The 15,183-nt window shown below is 71.1% G+C and carries 10 protein-coding genes, 1 tRNA gene and 1 other RNA gene; 7 read left to right on the top strand and 5 right to left on the bottom strand.

The annotated features are described in order from the left end of the window. Positions 1-509: 509 nt before the first annotated feature. The 5 genes from ACE3OG_RS07230 to ACE3OG_RS07210 all read left to right on the top strand — a co-directional run bounded on the left by ACE3OG_RS07230 (position 510) and on the right by ACE3OG_RS07210 (position 6,732). Positions 510-3,629 carry an Rne/Rng family ribonuclease gene (locus ACE3OG_RS07230; RefSeq protein ID WP_374307138.1) on the top strand — a complete coding sequence of 1,040 codons (3,120 nt, stop codon included), beginning with the start codon at positions 510-512 and terminating at the stop codon, positions 3,627-3,629. A gap of 130 nt (positions 3,630-3,759) precedes the next feature. Continuing rightward, a complete protein-coding gene (locus tag ACE3OG_RS07225; RefSeq protein ID WP_374307136.1) occupies positions 3,760-4,557 on the top strand; it encodes a DsbA family protein in 798 nt (265 codons plus the stop codon). A 64-nt stretch (positions 4,558-4,621) separates the two neighbouring features. Next, positions 4,622-4,699, top strand: a tRNA-Trp gene (locus tag ACE3OG_RS07220). A 60-nt stretch (positions 4,700-4,759) separates the two neighbouring features. Then, positions 4,760-6,193, top strand: coding sequence for an FAD-binding oxidoreductase (locus ACE3OG_RS07215; RefSeq protein ID WP_374307134.1), 1,434 nt, complete (start codon positions 4,760-4,762; stop codon positions 6,191-6,193). Beyond that, positions 6,190-6,732, top strand: coding sequence for a hypothetical protein (locus ACE3OG_RS07210; protein ID WP_374307133.1), 543 nt, complete (start codon positions 6,190-6,192; stop codon positions 6,730-6,732). The genes ACE3OG_RS07215 and ACE3OG_RS07210 overlap by 4 nt, the downstream gene beginning before the upstream one ends. A gap of 5 nt (positions 6,733-6,737) precedes the next feature. Here ACE3OG_RS07210 and ACE3OG_RS07205 read toward each other — a convergent pair whose 3' ends face one another. Then, on the bottom strand, positions 6,738-9,170 hold the full coding sequence (locus tag ACE3OG_RS07205; protein WP_374307131.1) for an ATP-dependent helicase: 2,433 nt from the start codon (positions 9,168-9,170) through the stop codon (positions 6,738-6,740). Between the two features lie 171 nt (positions 9,171-9,341). Between ACE3OG_RS07205 and ACE3OG_RS07200 the strand changes: the two genes are divergently transcribed. Then, positions 9,342-12,743, top strand: coding sequence for an AsmA family protein (locus ACE3OG_RS07200; RefSeq protein ID WP_374307129.1), 3,402 nt, complete (start codon positions 9,342-9,344; stop codon positions 12,741-12,743). On the opposite strand, the gene ACE3OG_RS07195 is transcribed toward ACE3OG_RS07200, so the two are convergent. The 4 genes from ACE3OG_RS07195 to ssrA all read right to left on the bottom strand — a co-directional run bounded on the left by ACE3OG_RS07195 (position 12,740) and on the right by ssrA (position 14,200). Continuing rightward, a complete protein-coding gene (locus ACE3OG_RS07195) occupies positions 12,740-12,976 on the bottom strand; it encodes a ribbon-helix-helix domain-containing protein (protein WP_374307128.1) in 237 nt (78 codons plus the stop codon). The genes ACE3OG_RS07200 and ACE3OG_RS07195 overlap by 4 nt on opposite strands. After that, a complete protein-coding gene (locus ACE3OG_RS07190; RefSeq protein WP_374307126.1) occupies positions 12,973-13,167 on the bottom strand; it encodes a DUF4169 family protein in 195 nt (64 codons plus the stop codon). Before ACE3OG_RS07190 ends, ACE3OG_RS07195 begins: the two co-directional genes overlap by 4 nt. A gap of 47 nt (positions 13,168-13,214) precedes the next feature. Next, the gene (locus ACE3OG_RS07185) at positions 13,215-13,721 is read right to left on the bottom strand and encodes an SspB family protein (RefSeq protein WP_374307124.1); all 507 of its coding nucleotides are present in this window, start codon (positions 13,719-13,721) and stop codon (positions 13,215-13,217) included. Between the two features lie 111 nt (positions 13,722-13,832). Beyond that, positions 13,833-14,200, bottom strand: a transfer-messenger RNA (tmRNA) gene (ssrA, locus tag ACE3OG_RS07180). 102 nt (positions 14,201-14,302) lie between these two features. Here ssrA and ACE3OG_RS07175 point away from each other — a divergent pair. Next, positions 14,303-15,109, top strand: a complete 807-nt coding sequence (locus ACE3OG_RS07175; RefSeq protein WP_374307123.1) for a thymidylate synthase — start codon at positions 14,303-14,305, stop codon at positions 15,107-15,109. Positions 15,110-15,183: the final 74 nt, after the last annotated feature.

Genomic DNA, 15,183 nt, shown 5'->3' with positions numbered 1-15,183 from the left:
GCATGCGGCTCGGCACCGCGCCTTTCGGCCTCGCGCCGGGACCGCCCGTCAGCAACGATCGCGTTCGCGCCGGGTAGCGTCGGGCTTCGCGGTCAAGCGGCTTTGCGCGCCTGAATGGCGCGGCTTGGCCGGCGACGCGTCGTCCAGCCAGGAAAGCAGCGACGAGCGGTCTTGCGGGCAAGACCGTCTCATTCAGGTTACGAGGCCTATGGACCTAGCCGCGACGCGTCTCGCGCAGACCGTCACTTCAGACGCCGGACTTCAGGAAACGGACGAGGCGGCGCGTCGCGCCGGCCTCATTCGTTCGGCGCAAGGCTCCAGCCGCCTCCAGAACGATCGCGACGGCTCGCTCCGTCCGATCGGCCGCTCCGCGACGGATTTGCTCCGGCCGCGTCTTTTCTCCGTCTCCCTCAAATCCAAGGCGCCCGCGCGCCGCCCGACCCCGGCTTCTTCTTCGAAGAGTGAGACCGGGGCCGCCGGCGCGCGCGCAGCGCCCCTACGAGCTTCCCATGGCAAACAAGATGCTTATCGACGCCTCCCACCCGGAGGAGACCCGCGTCGTCGTCACCCGCGGCTCCCGCGTCGAGGAGTTTGACTTCGAATCCGCGAGCAAGAAACAGCTTCGCGGCAATATCTATCTCGCCAAGGTCACGCGGGTCGAACCTTCGCTTCAGGCCGCTTTCGTCGACTACGGCGGGAACCGGCACGGCTTCCTCGCCTTTTCGGAGATCCATCCCGACTATTACCAGATTCCGATGAGCGACCGGCAGGCGCTCCTCGAAGATGAGGCGCGCGAGCAGGTCGAAGCCGACGAGGAGGAAAGCGGCGGCCAGCGCCGCAGCCGGCGCAACCGCCGCGACCGCAACGGCCGGCGCGCCGAAAAGCGCATGGGCGGGGACGGCGAAACCGTTTCCGAGCCCTTCGAGGGCGCGCCGGAGCCGGCCGAGGCCGTGGGAAGCGAAGGCGAGCCCCCGCAGGACGAGGCCCCGAACGAGGCGGACGCGGAGCGCTCCGACGGATCCCGTCCCCTCGCCTGGGGCGACGGCGACGTTGAATTCCTTGACGTCGCGCGCGACGGCGAGACGCCGTCCGACGACGCCGCGCCGCGCGACGAAAGCGAAGAGGCGCCGCAGGCGCTCCCGCCCGTCTATGGCGAGGAGCCCCAGGATTTCGTCGCCGGCGCGGACGCCGCGGCGGCCGAATATCTGCGCGCCCACCCCGTCGAGGAGGCGCCCGCGCAGGAGGAGCCGCGCGAGCCGGAGCCGCGCGACGAGGCGCCGGCGGGGGAGGACGAGGGAGCGGCCTTCGCGCCGCCCGCAGTCGAGGCCGAGCCCGAGGCCCGGAGCGCGCCCGGGCCGGACGAGGACGCGGAGGCCGAAGACGAGGAGGAGCACGTCGAGCAGCTCGGCGGCGACGCGATGGAGGAGGTTCCCTATCGCCAGCCGCGCTATCGCCGGCAGTACAAGATCCAGGAAGTCATCAAGCGCCGCCAGGTGCTGCTCGTGCAGGTCGTCAAGGAGGAGCGCGGCAACAAGGGCGCGGCGCTGACGACCTATCTCTCGCTCGCCGGCCGCTACTCCGTGCTGATGCCGAACACGGCGCGCGGCGGCGGCATCTCCCGCAAGATCACCGACGCCGGCGACCGCCAGCGCCTGAAGTCGATCGCCCAGGATCTCGAGGTGCCCGAAGGCATGGGCGTGATCCTGCGCACGGCCGGCGCGAGCCGCACCAAGCAGGAGGTCAAGCGCGACTTCGAATATCTCCTGCGCATGTGGGAGACGGTGCGCGAGACGACGCTGAAGTCGAGCGCCCCCACCCTCGTCTACGAAGAGGGCTCGCTGATCAAGCGCGCCATCCGCGACCTCTACAACAAGGACATCGACGACATCCTCGTCGCCGGCGAGCGCGGCTACCGCGAGGCGCGCGACTTCATGCGCCTCCTGATGCCGAGCCACGTCAACAGCGTGCAGCCTTATCGCGATCCGCAGCCGATCTTCTCGAAGTCGGACGTCGAGTCGCAGCTCGACGCGCTGTTCGTCAACCAGGTCACGCTGAAGTCGGGCGGCTATCTTGTCATCAACCAGACCGAGGCGCTGGTCGCCATCGACGTCAACTCCGGCCGCTCGACGCGCGAGCACAATATCGAAGACACGGCGCTGCGCACCAACCTTGAGGCCGCCGACGAGGTGGCGCGCCAGCTGCGGCTGCGCGACCTCGCCGGCCTCATCGTCGTCGACTTCATCGACATGGAGGAGAGCCGCAACAACCGCTCCGTCGAGCGCCGGCTCAAGGATGCGCTGAAGAACGACCGCGCCCGCATCCAGATCGGCCGCATCTCGCATTTCGGCCTGCTCGAAATGTCGCGCCAGCGCATCCGCACCGGCGTGCTCGAAGGCTCGACCGAAGTCTGCCCGCATTGCGCGGGGTCCGGCATCCTGCGCTCGACCGCCTCGATCGCCCTGCACGTGCTGCGCGTGGTCGAGGAGACGCTGGTCAAGAACGCCGGCAACGACCTCGTCGTGCGCACGCGCGCACCCGTCGCGCTCTACATCCTCAACGAGAAGCGGGCCAATCTGCGCGACCTCGAGCGGCGCTTCGGCGTCTGCGTCAACATCGAGGTCGACGACAGCCTGATCGGCTCCGTCTATCACGCCATCGAGCGCGGCGCGCCCGCCTCCGGAGGCCATGAGCCGATCGAGGCGGCGGCGCCCGAACCTGTCGCCCATCTCACCTATGAAGGGGCGGACGACGCGCTGGACGAGACGGAGGACGACGAGGCGCTCGGCGCCGGCGAGTCTGAAGACGGCGGCGACGCCGCCTCGCGCGCGGACGGCGATACGGAGGAAGGCCGCCGCCGTCGCAGGCGCAGGCGCAGGCGCGGCCGCGGAGGCGACCGTGACTCCTCAGGCGTCGCGGCCAATGCGCCGCAGCCGCCCGACGACGCCCTTGGCGCGATCGCGGAAATCGATGGCCAGTCCACCGTCCAGACGGCCGCGCTCGCCGCTGACGACGTCGTCGACGCGTCCCCTGAAGAAGCCTCGTCGGAGACCGTGGCGGCGGAGGAGGCGGCCCTGATCGAAGCCGAGGCGACGGCGGAGGCTCCGGCGCCGGCGTCCACCGCGCCGCTTGAAGTCGAGGCGGAGGCCGAAGCGGCCGAACCCGCGCCGGCGAAGCCGCGGCGCACGCGCCGCGCCCGTACGCGTGAAACCGCCGCCGGGAGCGCCGAAACGGCCGAGGCGCCGGAAAGCGAAGAGGAAGACGCTCCCGCGCCGGCTCGCCGCGCGCGCCGCGCGCCCCGCGCCCGTACGCCCAAACGCGCCGCCGCGGAGGCCGCGTCCGAGGCCGAGGAGGCCAATGTCCCGCAGCCGCAGGCCGCGGAGACGGCCGCCTCCGCTCCCGCGGCTGAGGCAGCGGAAGCGTCGCCTCCTGAGGCTGCGGCCGCCGAAGACCCGCCCGCCGAAGCTCCTGCGCAGGAGTACGCGTCCGCAAGCGACGGCGCTCCCGAAAGCCCGGCGAGCGTCGAGCCGGCGCCGGCCCGTTCAGTCCCGCTTCCCGAAGCCGAGCCCGATCCCAACCGGCCGAAGCGCACCGGCTGGTGGCAACGCGCCAAGGCCACGCTTGGCCATTGATTCTGGCCGTTGATTTGAGGGCGGACGTCTCGCGTCCGCCCGCTTTTCTGTCTATAGCTGCGCGCGGCGCGTTCGGCGGGCCACCGTGATCCGGCCCTGGACGATCCGGCCCAGCCACAGGAGTAGCTCAATGCTGCAGAAACGCCTCGCGGGCGGCGCGCGCGCCATCCTCGCCTGCCTCGCTCTCTCGCTCGCCGCCTGCTTCGGCTCCGCCGCGCCGGCGACGGCGGCGGAGGCCTTCTCCCCCGAGCAGAAGACGGAGATCGAGGGGATCGTCAAAGCCTATCTACTGAACAATCCGGAGATCCTGCGCGAGGTCGCCGCCTCGCTCGAGGCGCGCGAGCGGGCCGAGGAGGCCAAGGCGCGCCAGCAGGCGCTGGGCGAAACGGCGGACACGCTCAACGACGTCAGCCATCAGGCCGTCGTCGGCAATCCCGACGGCAAGATCACGCTCGTCGAGTTCTTCGACTACAATTGCGGCTACTGCAAGCGCGCGCTCGGCGACCTCGGCAAGCTGATCCGCGACAATCCCGACCTGCGGGTGATCCTGCGCGACCTGCCGATCCTGCGCGCAGAATCGGTCGAGGCGGCCAAGATCGCCAACGCCGCGACCGTCCAGCTCAAGGGCCAGAAATACTGGGATTTCCATCAGCGGCTGCTCGGCATGCGCGCGGCCGTCGGCAAGGGGGAGGCGCTTTCGGCCGCGCGCGACGCCGGCGCGAACCTCGAGCAGATCGAAAAGGACGCGGCCGGTCCGGCCGTCGAGGAGGCGATCACGCAGTCCGAGACGCTGGCGCGCAAGCTCAACATCACCGGCACGCCGAGCTATGTGATCGGCGACGAGGTCGTCGTCGGCGCCGTCGGCTACGCCGAGCTGCAGGCCAAGGTCGCCAACGTCCGCAAATGCGGCAAGGCGATCTGCTCGTGAGGCTCGCGCGGCCGCAGGACGCTTGATTTCGCGGCGCGCTCTACGCTAGAGATGCGGCGCGCGTAGGAGTGTAGCTCAATTTGGTTAGAGCACCGGTCTCCAAAACCGGGGGTTGGGGGTTCGAGTCCCTCCTCTCCTGCCACGCGACGCCGTTGACGGCTCGCCGTCTTTAAAGTTCCGGGCTCCCGAAAAAGACGATGGCATGAGCGCTCGGGACGCAGGCCGCGGCGAGGGAGCGGACGCCCGCCTCGACCGTTTTCGCGCAATCGTCGGACCCGCCAACGTCCTCGTCGGCGCGGCCATGGCGCCCTATCTCGTCGAGCCGCGCGGCCTTTATCGCGCCAACGCCTTGTGCGTGCTGCGCCCCGGCTCGACGGAGGAAGTCGCCTCGCTCATGGAAATTTGCGCCAGGACGCGCACGCCGGTCACGCCGCAGGGCGGCGGCACAGGCCTCGTCGGCGGCCAGCTTCCCGACCTCTCCGGCGAGGGCGTCGCGCTGTCGCTGCGGCGCATGACGTCGCTGCGCAGGATCGACCCATCCTCTCTTTCCATGACGGTCGAGGCCGGCATGACGCTCGCGCAGGCGCAGGCGGAGGCGGAGCGCGCCGGGCTCCTGTTCCCGCTTTCGCTCGCCTCCGAGGGAAGCTGCACGATCGGCGGCAACATCGCCTCCAACGCCGGCGGCGTCGCGGTGATCGCCTATGGGAGCATGCGCGACCTCGTGCTCGGCGTCGAGGCGGTGCTCGCCGACGGGCGCGTCTATCGCGGCCTCTCCAGGCTGCGCAAGGACAACACCGGCTACGACCTCAAGGACCTCATCGCCGGCTCCGAAGGCACGCTGGCGATCGTCACCGCCGCCACGCTGAAGCTCTTTCCACGGCCGGCGGCGGTCGAGACCGCCTTCGTCGGCCTGCCCTCCCCGGCCGCCGCGCTCGAACTCCTCGCTCTCGCGCGCGGAAAATGCGGCGGCGAGATCGCCGCCTTCGAGCTCATTCCGCAGATCGGCGTCGATTTCGTGCTGCGGCATGGCGAAGGCTTGCGCGATCCGCTGGCGCGACCCGCCCCCTGGCGCGTCCTCATCGAAGTCGCCTCGCTGCGGCCGGAAGGCCTGAGCGAACGCCTTCTCGCGCTGCTCGGGGAGGCCGCGGAGCGCGGCGTGATCGCCGACGCCGCCGTCGCCGCCTCCGGCGCGCAGCGCAAGGCCTTCTGGCGCCTGCGCGAGGAACTTTCCGACGCGCAGCGCCACGAGGGCGGCTCGATCAAGCACGACGTCAGCGTCGCCGTCGCCGACGTTCCGGCTTTCCTCGCCGAGGTCGAGGCGGCGCTGGAGCGGGCCGCGCCCGACGCGCGGCTGGTCGCCTTCGGCCATCTCGGCGACGGCAACATCCATTGCAACGTCTCGCAGCCCGTCGGCGCCGACAGGGACGCCTTCCTCGCCCGCTGGGACGAGATCGCCGACGTCGTGCACGGGATCGTCGCGCGCTTTTCCGGCTCGATCTCGGCCGAGCACGGGATCGGCCAGATGAAGCGCGAGCTGCTCGCCAGGGTGAAGGACCCCGTCGCGCTCGACCTCATGCGCGCGGTGAAGCGCGCGTTCGATCCCTCGAACCTCCTCAATCCGGGCAAGGTGCTGTGAGCGCGCTCGCCCGTCTCGCCCTTTGCCTCGCCTTTCTCGCCGGCGCGCCGGCGCGGGCCGAGCGGCTGGAGAAATGCCCGGTCGACGCGGGCGACGCCGAGGCGACGACGCAGGCGGTCAGGGACGCGCCAAGCTGCGCGCAGGCCTATGAGGTGATGAACGTCTGCCGCAAGGGCGAAAAATCCGACGTCGCGCTGGCGCAGATCGTCGTCGAGCGCTGCGAGGAGGTGTTGAATCCGACCCTCGACGAGCCGCGCTTTCGGGCCTACGCGAACGCGCGCGCCTCCTGCGCGAAACGCTTCTCGCAGGACAAGAGCGAGCGGGCGCTGTCCTATCAGGCGGTCTGCGAGGCCGGCGTCGCCGTCGTCTTCGCGCAGCGGGCGGACGTCGAGGCGATCCGCGCCCGCCGCGACCGCGCGCGCGCCATGCCGCGCCCGCCGGGGCAGGAGCCGCGCTTCGATCAGGAATATCCGCAGGCCCTGCCGCCCGTTCCGCCGCCGCCCGCCGACCCGTTCGGCGCGCTGCCGGACAAGCGTTAAGGCGCTCAACCCGCCTGCAAAAAGCTTTCGAGCACCATCTTGCGGCCGGCCTTGTCGAAATCGACGGTGAGCTTGTTGCCGTCGACCGCCGCCACCGCGCCATAGCCGAATTTCTGGTGGAAGACGCGCGCGCCCCTGGCGAAAGCCGAGGACGCCGAGCTCTTGGCCACGAGTTCGCCCTCGATCTCGACGGGGCCGCGCCGCGCCGCCGCCTGCGCGAAGCCGCCGCGCGAGGCGTCGCGCCCGCCCTCTTCGGCGCGGCGCTGCGCGCGCCGCCAGCCGGGCGTGCCGTAGGACGAGCCGAAGCTGTCCATGTTGGCGAAGCGCGACTGGGCGTAGCCGCCATAGGCCGCGCCGGAAGCTGCCTCGACGACCTCGACGTGATCGACGGGAAGCTCGTCGACGAAGCGGGAGGGAATCGTCGTCTGCCACAGCCCGTGGATGCGCCGGTTCGAGGCGAAGCTGATTTTCGCGCGACGGCGCGCCCGCGTGACGCCGACATAGGCGAGGCGGCGCTCCTCCTCGAGCCCCGCCCGCCCGTTCTCGTCGAGCGAGCGCTGGTGCGGGAAAAGCCCCTCCTCCCAGCCGGGCAGGAACACCGTCTCGAACTCGAGCCCCTTCGCCGCGTGAAGCGTCATCAGCGACACGCGCGGGCCGGCGTCCTTCGTCTCGGCGTCCATGACGAGGGAGACGTGCTCGAGGAAGGCGGAAAGGCTCGGGAACTCCTCCATGGCGCGCACGAGCTCTTTCAGGTTCTCGAGCCGTCCGGCGGCCTCCGCCGTGCGGTCCTTGCGCCACATGTCGGTGTAGCCGGATTCCTCCAGCACGACCTCGGCGAGCTCGCCCTGCGGCCTCGTTTCGATCATCCCCGCCCAGCGGTCGAAGTCGGCGAGAAGCCCGCGCAGCGCCTGACGCTGCTTCGGCTTGATCTCGTCGGTCTCGATCATGAACCTTGCGGCGGCGGCGAGCGGGATCTGCTCGCGCCGTCCGTAGTCGTGCAGCTGCTGCAGCGTGCTCTCGCCGATCCCGCGCCGCGGCGTGTTGACGATACGCTCGAAGGCGAGGTCGTCGGCCGGCTGGGCGACGCAGCGCAGATAGGCGAGCGCGTCGCGGATTTCGGCGCGCTCGTAGAAGCGCGGGCCGCCGATGATCTTGTACGGCAGCCCCAGCGTGATGAAGCGCTCCTCGAACTCGCGCATCTGGAACGAGGCGCGCACGAGGATGGCCATCTCGTCGTAGGGGCGGCCCTTGCGCGCGAGCTGCTCGATCTCCTCGCCGACGGCGCGCGCCTCCTCCTCGGAGTCCCACACGCCGGAGACGGTCGGCTTGATCCCGGCCTCGTCGTCGGTGAACAGGGTCTTGCCGAGGCGGCCTTCATTATGGGCGATGAGCCCGGCGGCGACGGCGAGAATATGTCCGGTCGAGCGGTAGTTGCGCTCGAGCCGCACGACCGTCGCGCCCGGAAAATCGCTCTCGAAGCGCAGGATGTTGTCGACCTCCGCGCCGCGCCAGCCGTAGATCGACTGGTCGTCGTCGCCGACGCAGCAGACGTTGCGCCGCCCCTGCGCGATCAGGCGCAGCCACAGATACTGGACGGTGTTGGTGTCCTGGTATTCGTCGACGAGGATATATTTGAAGCGCTCCTGATATTGCCGCAGGACGTCGGGATTCTCTTTAAAGAGCCGCAGCGTCTCGAGCAGCAGGTCGCCGAAGTCGGCGGCGTTGAGGATCTTCAGCCGCTCCTGATAGAGCGCGTAGAGCCGCGCGCCCTTGCCGCCGGCGAAGGCGGCCGCCTCCCCGGCCGGAACATGGGCGGGGTCGAGGCCGCGGTTCTTCCACGAATCGATCTGGAAGGCGAGCGAGCGCGCCGGCCAGCGCTTGTCGTCGACGTTCTCGGCCTGCAGCACCTGCTTCAGGAGGCGGATCTGGTCGTCCGCATCGAGGATGGTGAAGCTCGGCTTCAGCCCGACGAGCTCGGCGTGGCGGCGCAGGATTTTCGTCGAGATGGCGTGGAAGGTGCCGAGCCAGGGCATGCCCTCCCCGACCGGGCCGGCGAGCAGGGCTACGCGGTCCTTCATCTCGCGCGCCGCCTTATTGGTGAAGGTGACGGCGAGGATTTCATGCGCCCGCGCCCGTCCCTGCGCGAGGATGTGGGCGATGCGGGTCGTCAGCACGCGGGTCTTGCCGGTGCCGGCGCCGGCGAGCACCAGCACCGGGCCGTCGATCGCCTCCACCGCCGCGCGCTGCTCGGGATTGAGCCCGTCGAGATAGCGCGGGACGCCGGCGACGGCACGCGCGCGCGCGGCGATCCCGCCCGGGCGCGGCGGCGGGGCGTCGAGGCGGTCGAACGGGAGAGGATCGGTCAAGGGCTGCTCCGGGCGCGGGCGGGCCGGCTCCGCCGCAACGCGCCGCAGCGCCGGCGCAGCCCGCCGGCTCATGAGAACAAAACGGGACGCTTGCATCTATATCGCCCCTTAAGACCGCCCTGTCGAGCCCGGGCGGCGGCGCGGCGAGCGCGGCGTTCGCGACGAGACTTAAATTTTGGAGGAAATCGCCGGCCGTCCTAGCCTATATGCCTGCCTTCCGCCGTTGTTTAAGGCGCCCCCGCTTTGCGCGACGCTCTCACCATTCTCGCCGCCGTCGTCAGCCTCATTCTGTGCGTCGCGCTCGCTGCGCCGCTGTTTCTCGACTGGACGAGCCTGCGCGCGCCGATCGAGGAGCGGCTGACGCAGGCGCTGGGACGGCCGACGACCATCGCCGGCCGCATAGACGTGCGCCTCCTGCCGGCGCCTTACGCCCTCGTCGAGGACGTCTCCGTCGGAGAGGCGCAGGAGGAGAGGACGCAAGCGGGCGCGGCGGACGAAAGGCCGTTCTGGCGCGCCTCGGCGGCGCGGATGCGCCTCGAGCTCGCCCTCGCGCCGCTGCTGCGCGGCGAGCTCGACTTCAGCGAGGCGCGCGTCGAGCGCCCGCGCGTCGAAATCCGCCTCGGCAGGAACGGCGCGGCGGGCGCGCCGCCGAGCCTGCCGATGTCGGCGCGGTTCCCGGCCCTCGTCGTCTCGGACGGCGAGCTCGCGATGTTCGACGCCGACGGCGCGCCCCGCTTCACGGCCTCGAGGATCGAGCTCAAGGGCTCCCTCGACTCGCTGCGCGGCCCGTTCCGGGGCGCAGGAACCTTCTCCGCCGGCGGCGAGGACATCTCCTTCCGCCTCGCCGGCGGCGCCCTCGAAGGGGACGCCTTGCCGCTCAAGCTGTCCGCGCAGGCCGGCGGCGCGGCGCTCGCCTTCGACGGCGCGGCTTCCTTCGCGCCGCAGGCGAGGCTTTCCGGCGCGCTGAGCGTCGAAGGCGCCGGCGCGCGGGCGCAGGGCGCGCTCGCGCTGACGACGCAGCGGGCGGACCTTTCGGACCTCGCGCTCACGCTGGGCGAGGGTCAGGGCGCGCTCGCCGCGAAAGGCGAGGCGCATGTCGATCTCATGAGCTCGCCGCCCGCAGGCGCCGTAAGCCTGGCGGCCGAGCGGCTCGATCTTGACGGCTTTTTCGCCGCCGGCGGACCCGCGCCGCCGGCGCTCGCCCCGCCTTTCCCGCTGACGCTCGACTGGCGGGTCGACAGCCTCGCGTTCGGGCGCGCCGCCTTCTCCGACGTTTCGGGCGCGCTCGTCCTCAAGGAGGAGCGCGCGCAGAAGGGATGGCTGCGCTTCTCGGCGCGCGGGCCGCGCGGCCTGCGCCTGTCGCTCGACGGCGCGGCGCGCTGGAGCCCCTCGCCCGCCTTCGACGGCGCGCTGCGCGCCGAGGGACGCGAAACCGGCTGGCTCGGCGCATGGCTCGCGCGGGTCGCTCCGCAGGCGCGGGCGCCGGAAATCTCTTTCGCCGAGGTCGTCCTCGCGGCGCAGGCGAAATGGACGCCGGACGAACTTTCGCTGCGGCGGTTCGAGCTTAATGTCGACGGAACGCGCCTCGCCGGCGATTTCGCGCTGAGCCTGCCGGCGCAAGGCGCTCCCCGCGTCGAGGCTAATGTCTCTACGCCGCGCCTCGATCTCTCGGGCCCGTTCGTCGCGGCTTTGCGCAGCGAGGCGGCGTCTCCGCTGCGCGCGGCGGAAGGAATGTTGCGCCTGCGCATGGACGAGATTGCGGCGCAAGGCTCGGGATCGCTTGGCGGCCTCGCCCTCGTCGCCGAGAAAGCGGCCGGGCGCGTCAGCCTGCGCGAGCTCTCCTGGCTCGGCCCGGATGGGGCGAGCGCGCAGGCGAGCGGAAGCCTTTCGGACGCCGGCGCGGAGCTCAAGGGGCATGCGAAGATCGCCCGCGGCGGCGCGCTGGCGCGGGCGCTCGAGCCCGTCGTCGAAAACGAGGCGCAAGGACGGGCGCTGGCGCGGCTCGCCGCGCTGGCGCCGGTCGACCTCGACGTTTCGCTCGGCGCGGCCCGCGACGGCGACCTGCTGACGCTCAGCGCGCTCGACGCGCAGGGGACAGTCGCCGGGGCGAAGGTGTCGGCGCGCGCGCGGCCCGACGGCGAGGCCCTCGACGTCTCGCTCTCGGCCGATTCGCGCGCAAGCCTTCCACTGCTTCAACTCGCCGGCCTTAGCGTCCCGGGCGCGCCCGATCCAGGCCCCGCGCGGCTCGAAGCCTCCCTGCGGTTCGATCCGAAGGCCGCGCGGCGGCGCGCCACGCTGGCCGCGTCGCTCGGCGACGCGAAGCTGAATTTCTCGGGCGAGGTCGGCGCAGATCTCGCCGCGCCTTCCGCAAGCGGCGCGCTCGACTTTTCAACGCGTGACGCGACTCCGCTGCTCAAGGCCGCGGGCGTCGCCTCGCCCGACGCGAAGGAAAAATTTCCGGCGGCCTTCGCCGCCGACGCGGCCTTCGAGGGCGGCGCGATGAAGCTCGACGCGCTCAAGGGCTCGGCCGGCGAGGCGAAACTGTCCGGGGCGCTGCGCCGGGACGAGGCTCGGCTCTGGACGGGATCGCTCGCCTTCGAGCGCCTTACCGCGTCTTCCCTCGTCGCGCTCGTGCTCGGCCCGGCCGAGCCCGTGAAGGCCGGCGCGCTATGGTCCAGCCTCGCCTTCGCGCCCCCGGCGTTCGAGCCGCCGCGCGCGCAGCTCACGGTGAGCGCCCGCGAGTTCGTCCTTGGTCCGCCGCTCGCCCCGGCGCGGCGGACCGCGTCGGAGGCGAGGCTGCAGCTTTCGCTCGCGCCGGGGCGGCTCGCCGTCGAAAGAATGTCGCTCCAGCTCGCAGGAGGCGCGGCGAACGGCGCCTTCACGCTCGCCCGCGCGGGCGTCGAGGTTTCGCTTTCCGCGAAAATCGGGATCGCCGGAGCGCGCCTCAACCTGCCGGGCGCGCGCGGGCGCCTCGACGCCGACTTCGACCTTTCCGGAACGGGCGCCAGCGCCGAGGCGCTCGTCGCCGGCCTCGCCGGAGCGGGCTCCGCGCGCCTCTCCGAGCTGACCCTGCCGCGCGCCGACCCGGACGCGATCTCGCGCGTCGTCGCGAAATTCGACCGCGAGGGACAGGAGCTGGGCGCGAAGGCGATTTCGGCTGCGCTCCTCGCCGAATTGAAGCGCGGCGAGCTGAAGGCCGGCGAGCGACGCTTCGAGCTCGCGGCGAAGGCGGGCGTAATCGCCCTGTCCTCGCCGCCGCCCTCGCCCGGCGCGCCGGCGCTCGCCGCGACCTTCGACCTGCGCCGCGGCGGCTTTTCGCAGAGCGCGGCCTTGAGCGACCCGCATCCGCCCAAAGGCTGGAGCGGCGAGCCGGCGCAGATCGCCCTCCTGGCCAAGGGCGACCCGGCCGCGCCAGGTTTCGAAGTCGACGCGACGGCGCTCTCCAACACCCTCGCCGCCCGCGCGCTCGACCGCGAGGTCGCACGCATCGAGGCGTTCGAATACGACCTGCGCGAGCGCGCCTTCTTCCGCCGCCGCCTCGCCTTCGACCGTCGCCGCGAGGCGGAGCGCGAAAGGGCGGCGCAGGAAAAGGCCAGGGCCGAAGGCGCCGAGGGAGCGAAGCCGGCCGAGCCGGCGCAGCCCTAGCCTCGGCGGGAGAGCGCCTCCTTCAGCACGAAGACGCGCACGGCGGACGACAGGTTGGCGCGCCCGCGCGCGGCGTCGATCTGCGCCACGCAGGCCGAAAGCGACAGTCCGCGCGCCGCGGCGATGCGCTTGAGCTCGGACCAGAACAGGGGTTCGAGGGAGATGCTGGTGCGATGGCCGGCCACCGCGAGCGAGCGCTTGAGGACGGCGCCGTCGTCGTCGCTCCCGCTCATTTTTCGGACGGGTCAGCGACGTCCCGCTTGTAGCCGTCGAGATGCGCGGCGGCCTTTTCGCGCGAAAGCCGCGCGGCCTCGCGTTCGCGCTTCGAAAGCCCGGAGCGGACCCTGGCGGCCTCGGCCGCCTCGCCGTCCTCTTCGCGGGCCTTGCGCTTGCGCGCCCGGCGCAGATTGACGATCTCACCCAAGGCGCTTCTCCCGTCGGGCGGCGCGGTTCAGGTCTTCTTGCGGCGGTTCAGGTCTTCTTGCGGAAGGCGTCGATGGACACGATCTTGTCGCCCGCCGGCGCGGCCTCGGCCGCCTTGGGGGCGGGCTCCGACGCAGGCGGCTCGGGCGCGGCCGCGGCCTCGGGAGCGCCGGGATCGTTGGCGCTCGGCTCGACGCCGTCGTCGTGCTTGAACTCGAGGTCGAAGCCGGCGGTCGGATCGGAGAAGCGCGTCACGGAGTCGAACGGCACGAGCAGCATCTCGGGCACGTTCTTGAACGACAGGCCGACCTCGAAGGCGTGGTCGGTGACCGACAGGTCCCAGAACTGGTGCTGCAGGATGATCGTCATCTCCTCGGGATAGAGGCTCCTCATGCGCGAGGAGAGACGCACGCCGCGGGCGTGGGTGCGGAAGGTGACGTAGAAATGATGGTCGCCGACGAGGCCGTCGCGCGCGATGTCCGCGAGCACCTTGCGGACGACGCTGCGCAAGGCGTCCTGCACGAGAATGTCGTAGCGGATGTGATCGACAGCCATCGAACCCCCGGCGCCCGGCCGCGTCTTCATGAACAGCTCGATGGCTTAGCCAAATTCGCGCCGCTTGGCGAGAGGGCGCGAAAGCGTTCGGACAGCGATTTGAAGAAGGAAAGTGGAGGCTTCTGTTGCCAGGCGCCTCCGGGCCCCGCCTTGAAGTGCTACCCCCAAGGACTTGATTTCGGTTGCTTAAGCCGCATTACGCGGCGACGGCCACCGGAGCATAGTTGTCGTTGGCAACTATAAGGTTTAGCCCGATGACGGCGGTACAATGCCGGACGAAAGACAGTCCTTTACACTCCCCGTCGAACCTGTTTCGCCCCCGCCCAAGCCCGCCCGCCGAGAACGCCGGCGCACGGGCTTGGGTGGAGGCGCCGGGTACCGCCCCCGGGTCCGAAGAGCTTATTTCGACGCCGTTTATCGTCGTAGCCGCACGAGGCGGCGGAGCTAATATAGGGCCGATCCCGCCCGTTTGAAAGGGGCGTCAAGCGGCGGGACCGGCGCCCGCTATCCCCAGCGTCCATATCTTACGCGCGCGAGGCCATGCGTCGTAGAATGGCGCGACACGACGCCGGGAAGCCGCCATGCAGCCCTATCTCGCCCTTCTCGACGACATCCTGCGCAACGGGACGCGCAAGTCCGACCGCACCGGCGTCGGCGCGCGCTCCGTGTTCGGACGCCAGCTGCGCTTCGACCTCGCGCAGGGCTTTCCCCTGCTCACCACCAAGAAGCTGCACTGGCGCTCGATCGCCCATGAGCTGATCTGGTTCCTGCGCGGCGACACCAACGTCGCCTGGCTGCGCGAGAACGGCGTCACCATCTGGGACGAATGGGCCGGCGTGGACGGCGACCTCGGCCCGGTCTACGGGCGTCAGTGGCGCTCCTGGGCCGCGCCAGACGGGCGGACCATCGACCAGATCGCCGAGGTCGTCGCGCGGATCAAGGCCGATCCGTTCTCGCGCCGGCTCGTCGTCTCGGCGTGGAACCCGGCCGACGTGCCGAAGATGGCGCTCGCGCCGTGCCACTGCCTGTTCCAGTTCAACGTGCGCGACGACGCCGAGGGAACGCGCCGCCTCGACCTCCAGCTCTACCAGCGCTCGGCGGACATCTTTCTCGGCGTGCCGTTCAACATCGCAAGCTACGCGCTGCTGACCCACGCCGTTGCGGCCGAGTGCGGCCTTTCGCCCGGCGACTTCGTGCATTCGCTCGGCGACGCGCATCTCTACCTCAACCATGTCGAGCAGGCGCGCGAGCAGCTGGCGCGCAGCCCGCGTCCCCTGCCGCGCCTTTCCGTCGCGCCGGGCGCCTCGCTGTTCGACCTGCGCTTCGAGGACCTCTCCCTCGTCGGCTACGACCCCCATCCGGCGATCAAGGCTCAAGTGGCGGTTTGAGGCTCGGCCGTTTGCGGCCGGGGTTCATTCGCCGCCCGCTATCGGCTATGGCTCGCCCCTCGCCGCCGCCCGCG

Source organism: Methylocella sp. (assembly GCF_041905455.1).
Classification (GTDB): domain Bacteria; phylum Pseudomonadota; class Alphaproteobacteria; order Rhizobiales; family Beijerinckiaceae; genus Methylocapsa.
Note: the sequence above shows the minus strand (reverse complement) of the source record. Positions and strands in the feature narration are given on the sequence as shown.

Coding starts and splice junctions, on each gene's coding strand:
- ACE3OG_RS07205 (WP_374307131.1), bottom strand. CDS start 9,170: ATGAGCCGGCGGGCTGCGCCGGCGCTGCGGCGCGTTGCGGCGGAGCCG.
- ACE3OG_RS07175 (WP_374307123.1), top strand. CDS start 14,303: ATGCAGCCCTATCTCGCCCTTCTCGACGACATCCTGCGCAACGGGACG.
- ACE3OG_RS07215 (WP_374307134.1), top strand. CDS start 4,760: ATGAGCGCTCGGGACGCAGGCCGCGGCGAGGGAGCGGACGCCCGCCTC.
- ACE3OG_RS07185 (WP_374307124.1), bottom strand. CDS start 13,721: ATGGCTGTCGATCACATCCGCTACGACATTCTCGTGCAGGACGCCTTG.
- ACE3OG_RS07225 (WP_374307136.1), top strand. CDS start 3,760: ATGCTGCAGAAACGCCTCGCGGGCGGCGCGCGCGCCATCCTCGCCTGC.
- ACE3OG_RS07230 (WP_374307138.1), top strand. CDS start 510: ATGGCAAACAAGATGCTTATCGACGCCTCCCACCCGGAGGAGACCCGC.
- ACE3OG_RS07195 (WP_374307128.1), bottom strand. CDS start 12,976: ATGAGCGGGAGCGACGACGACGGCGCCGTCCTCAAGCGCTCGCTCGCG.